2 protein-coding genes are annotated in these 4,795 nt (G+C 73.3%); both read right to left on the bottom strand.

Annotated elements, in window-relative coordinates; genetic code table 11:
- Positions 1 to 3,832, bottom strand: a 3,832-nt coding sequence (locus tag ACYVE7_RS29255; RefSeq protein WP_460369146.1) for a DEAD/DEAH box helicase, incomplete at its 3' end; no start/stop codon positions are given.
- A 253-nt stretch (positions 3,833 to 4,085) separates the two neighbouring features.
- Positions 4,086 to 4,661 (bottom strand): regulatory protein RecX, encoded by a 576-nt coding sequence (locus ACYVE7_RS29260; RefSeq protein WP_460369148.1) that lies wholly within the window; start codon positions 4,659 to 4,661, stop codon positions 4,086 to 4,088.
- Positions 4,662 to 4,795 lie beyond the last annotated feature (134 nt).

Here is a 4,795-nt window from a genome sequence, read left to right on the forward strand (position 1 = left end):
GCTCCACTTCGGCCCGCAGCCGCGCCAGCGACCGTCGCCGCAGCATCCGCAGCACCCCGGAGTCGACCCACTCCATCCCCGCCGCGCCCGGCGTGAACTCGCCTTCGACGACTCCGGGCAGCCGCTTCAACGTCTCGGTGACGACCGCGGTCCCCACCCCGTATCGGGCCGCCGCCTCCCCGGCCGTGAACGGCACATGCGTCCGCGCGTACCGGATCATCAGATCCCCGACCGGGTCCTCCACCGGTTCAAGGAACACCTCCGGCACCCCGACCGGCAGCGGAGTCCCCAGCCCGTCCCGCAACCGCGCCGCGTCCTCCACCGCCGCCCAGCACTCCACACCCCCCACCCGCACCCGGATCACCCGCCGCTCGACCTCCAACCCTCGCAACCACCCCGCCACCTCACCGGCCCCCTCCACCGAACCGAAGGACACGCCGCCACCCGGCCGGCCCACCAAGCCGGTCTTGTCGGTGTCGTTCGCTGAGTCGGCGGGGCCGTCCGGCTGAGCGAGGGGCGTGGCGCCGGGTGGGCGGTGCGCGGAGTCGGTGTCGTTGGTGTCGTTCGCTGAGCTGGCGGGATCGTCCGGGGGAGAGAGGGGTGTCGCGCTGGGTGGGCGGTCCGCTGAGTCGGCCCCGCTCGTGTCGCTCGCGGGGTCGGTGGGAGCGTCCGGCGGAGCGAGGTGGGAGGTGTTGTCCGGGTGGGCTGCCGGGGCGGGCGTCTCCTGGGGGAGGGCGGTCTTCGGGGGAGGGGTGAGGGAGGGGCGGGTGCGGAGGAGGAGGTCGGGGAAAGGGAGGGGGCCGAGGGCGCGGAGGAGGTCGGTGAGGGTGTCGGGGTCGGTGGCGCGGCGTTCGGGGGTGAGGCGCTGGAGCTCGGCGGCCGCCTCCAGGAGGACGGCGGGGTCGAGGAGTTCGCGCAGGTCGGCTTGGCCGAGGAGCTCCGACAGCAGCGACGCGTCCAGGGCCAGCGCCTGGGCCTTGCGCTCGGCCAGCGGGGAGTCGCCGTCGTACATGAACGCGGCGATGTAGCGGAACAGCAGGGACTGCGCGTAGGGCGACGGCGTGGCCGTCTCCACCTCCGTGACACGGGCCTTGCGCGCCGACAGATCACGCATCAGCGCGACGAGCCCCGGCACGTCGAAGACGTCCTGGAGGCATTCGCGGACCGTCTCCAAGATGATCGGGAAACTGGCGTACTTCGATGCGACGGCCAGGAGCTGCGCGGCGCGCTGACGCTGCTGCCACAGCGGCATCCGCCGGTCGGGACGGTGCCGGGGCAGCAGCAGCGACCGGGCCGCGCACTCCCGGAACCGGGACGCGAACAGCGCCGAAGACCCCAGCTCGTCGACCACGATCCGCTCGATCTCGTCCGGGTCGAACAGCACGAGCTCCGCCGACGGCGGCTCGTCCGTGTCGGGGACGCGCACCACGATCCCGTCGTCGGCGTGCATGGCCTGCGCGTCGACCCCGTACCGTTCGCGCAGCCGCGCCGCGATCGCCAACGCCCACGGCGCGTGGACGAGCGCCCCGTACGGCGAGTGGACGATCAGCCGCCAGTCGCCCAGCTCGTCACGGAACCGTTCGACGACCAGGGTGCGGTCGTCGGGCAGCCGGCCCGTCGCCTCCTTCTGCTCGGCGAGATAGGAGACCAGGTTGTCGGCCGCCCACGGGTCGAGCCCCGCGCGCGCCGCCCTGTCGCGTGCCCTGTCGGGAGCGAGGGCGCCGAGCTCGCGGGTGAACGCGCCGACCGCCCGGCCCAGCTCGGCGGGGCGGCCCGGGGAGTCGCCGTGCCAGAACGGCAGTTTCCCCGGACGTCCGGGGGCGGGCGAGACCAGCACCCGGTCGGGGGTGATGTCCTCGATCCGCCACGAACTCGAACCCAGCACGAACACGTCGCCGACCCGCGACTCGTACACCATCTCCTCGTCGAGCTCGCCGACCCGCGACGCCTTCTCACCGACGAGGAACACGCCGAACAGCCCCCGGTCGGGGATGGTGCCGCCGCTCAGGACCGCGAGCCGCTGCGCGCCGCGCCGGCCGCGCAGGACGCCCGTCACCCTGTCCCACACGATGCGGGGGCGCAGCTCCCCGAACTCCTCCGACGGGTACCGTCCGGCGAGCATGTCGAGGGTGGCCTCGTAGGCGCTGCGCGGCAGAGTCGCGTACGGGGCGGCCCGCTTGACCAGGGCGAAGAGCTCTTCGACGTCCCATTCGTCCATCGCGGTCATCGCGACGATCTGCTGGGCGAGGACGTCCAGCGGGTTGCGCGGATACCGGAGCATCTCGATCTCGCCGTCGCGCATCCGTTCGGCGACGACGGCCGTCTGCACCAGATCGCCCCGGAACTTAGGGAAGATCACTCCGCGGGACACGGCACCGACCTGGTGCCCGGCCCGCCCGACGCGCTGCAGCCCGCTCGCCACCGACGGCGGCGACTCCACCTGGATGACCAGGTCCACGGCCCCCATGTCGATCCCGAGCTCGAGACTGGACGTCGCGACCACCGCGGGCAACCGCCCCGCCTTCAACGCCTCTTCGATCCCGGCCCGCTCCTCACGCGAGACCGACCCGTGATGCGCCCGCGCCACCTCGACCTTCCCCCCGTGCGAAGCACGCCTCCCCAGCTCCGCGAACGCCTCCCCGAACTCCACCCGCCGCAATCCGTCCCCCTCGACGGCTCCCGTCGTCTCGGTGGCCGGCATGGAGGGCTCTTGTGCCGGGCCGGTGGCGGCCGGGGTGGGCCCGGTCGATGACGGCCTGGACGTCGCCGCGGTTGAGGCGGTTGCCGCGCCGGACGGGGCGGGGCTGGCCCAGGGGTCGAGGGGCCAGGGATCGGGGTCGAGGGGCCAAGGGTCGGGCAGGAGGGGGGAGGGGAGGGCGGAGCCGGCCTGGGCCATGAGGGCGGCGGGGGAGTGGTTCTGCTCCAGGGGGCCGTGGAGGCGTTCGTAGGTGAGTTCGTTGAGGCGGCCGCAGAGGCGTTCGGCCAGGCGGCGGGAGTTGGCGAAGATGATGGTGGAGCGGTGCTCGGCGATCAGGTCGAGGACGCGTTCCTCGACGTGCGGCCAGATCGAGCGGTCGCGCGGATCCTCGCCCGCGGCGGGGATCTCCGACATGTCCTCGACGGGGACGACGATGCTCAGCGCGAAGGTCTTGTCGGCGGGCGGCTGGACGACCACCGCCGGGCGGGGCCCGCCGAGGAACGCGGCCACCTCGGAGACGGGACGGACCGTCGCCGACAGGCCGACGCGCTGAGCCGGCCGCTCCAGGAGCGCGTCGAGCCGCTCCAGCGACAGGGCCAGATGGGAGCCGCGTTTGGTGCCGACGACCGCGTGGACCTCGTCGATGATCACTGTTTCGACGCCGCGCAGCGACTCGCGGGCCTGCGAGGTGAGCAGCAGGAACAGCGACTCGGGCGTGGTGATCAGGATGTCGGGCGGGTGCGCGGCGAGCCGGCGCCGCTCGTCGGCGGGCGTGTCACCCGATCGGATCCCCACCCGGACGTCGGGTTCGGGCAGCCCCAGCCGCCGTGCCGCGTGCCGGATCCCGGCGAGCGGCGCCCGCAGGTTCCGTTCGACGTCCACGGCGAGCGCCTTCAGCGGCGAGACGTAGAGCACCCGGCACCGCCGCTTGGGGTCCTCCGGCTCCGGGACCGACACGAGCCCGTCGAGCGCCCACAGGAACGCGGCCAGGGTCTTGCCCGACCCGGTCGGCGCCACCACGAGCGTGTTCTCGCCGCGCGAGATCGCCTCCCAGGCCCCGGCCTGCGCCGTCGTAGGCGCCTGGAAGGCCCCGGAGAACCACTCCCGCGTAGCCGCGGAGAACCCCTCGATCACTCCTCCATGGTGCCCCGCCCCACTGACAAAATCCGCCCCCACCCCCCTCGACCAGCCCGAACCCCGGCCCGAGACCGTATTTTCAAAGCCACCTGCCGCCCGCCGCACGGCGCGAGCACCGAGCTCCGAGAACGCGCTAGGAGCCCGCTGAAAAAGGCAAGATCAGGCCCGGCTCTCCCCGCTATGTGACGGTTGACATTCACCGGCAAGCTGGGGCGATCCGGGCTCCTGATGGGAGTTTTTCAGCAGCGGCCTAGTCGTCGAAGAGGAATTCGTCGGGGTCGGTGCCGCTGGAGGCCAGGGCCTCTTTGACCACCTGGTAGGCGAGGGCGGGGGAGTAGCCCTTGCGGGCGAGCATGGCGACCAGCCGGCGGGTGCGTTTGTCGGGGTCGAGCCCGGCCGTGGTGCGGAGTTTGCGCACCACGAGCTGCCGGGCGGCGGACTCCAGGTCTTCGGGATGGAGCTCGGCGACGGCTTCCTTGATGGTCTCGTCGTCGACGCCCCGGTGCCGGAGCTCGGCGGACAGGGCCCGGGGGGCCAGCCCCCTGCTGGTGTGCCGGGACCGGACCCAGGACTGCGCGAAAGCCTCGTCGTCGATCAGGCCGACCTCGGAGAACCGGCTGAGCACCTTCTCGGCGACCTCCTCGGGGATCTCCTTACGGGCCAGCGCTTCGGCGAGCTGGGCCCGGGTCTTGGGCGACAGCGTCAGCAGCCGCAGGCAGAGCTCCCGGGCGGCCGCCTCAGGGTCGGCGGGGGGCTTCCGCTTGCGTTCCTCACCGTCAGGACCCGCACTGGAGCCCCGCCGCCCACGACCCTGGTACCCGCTCATCCGTCCCTCTCCCCGTCACCCGAGCTCCCCTGCGCGCCCACCCTCGATCCACCGGCGGGCGGGCGCGGGCGGGGCGGGCGCGGTGGCGCCCGCCCAGGAGACCAGTCGCCGGGCTTGGGCGCGGAAGCGGTGCG

This window comes from Actinocorallia lasiicapitis, from assembly GCF_054778695.1.

Excerpts from the sequence above, each read along its gene's own strand:
- ACYVE7_RS29260 (WP_460369148.1), bottom strand. The coding sequence starts at position 4,661 with ATGAGCGGGTACCAGGGTCGTGGGCGGCGGGGCTCCAGTGCGGGTCCT.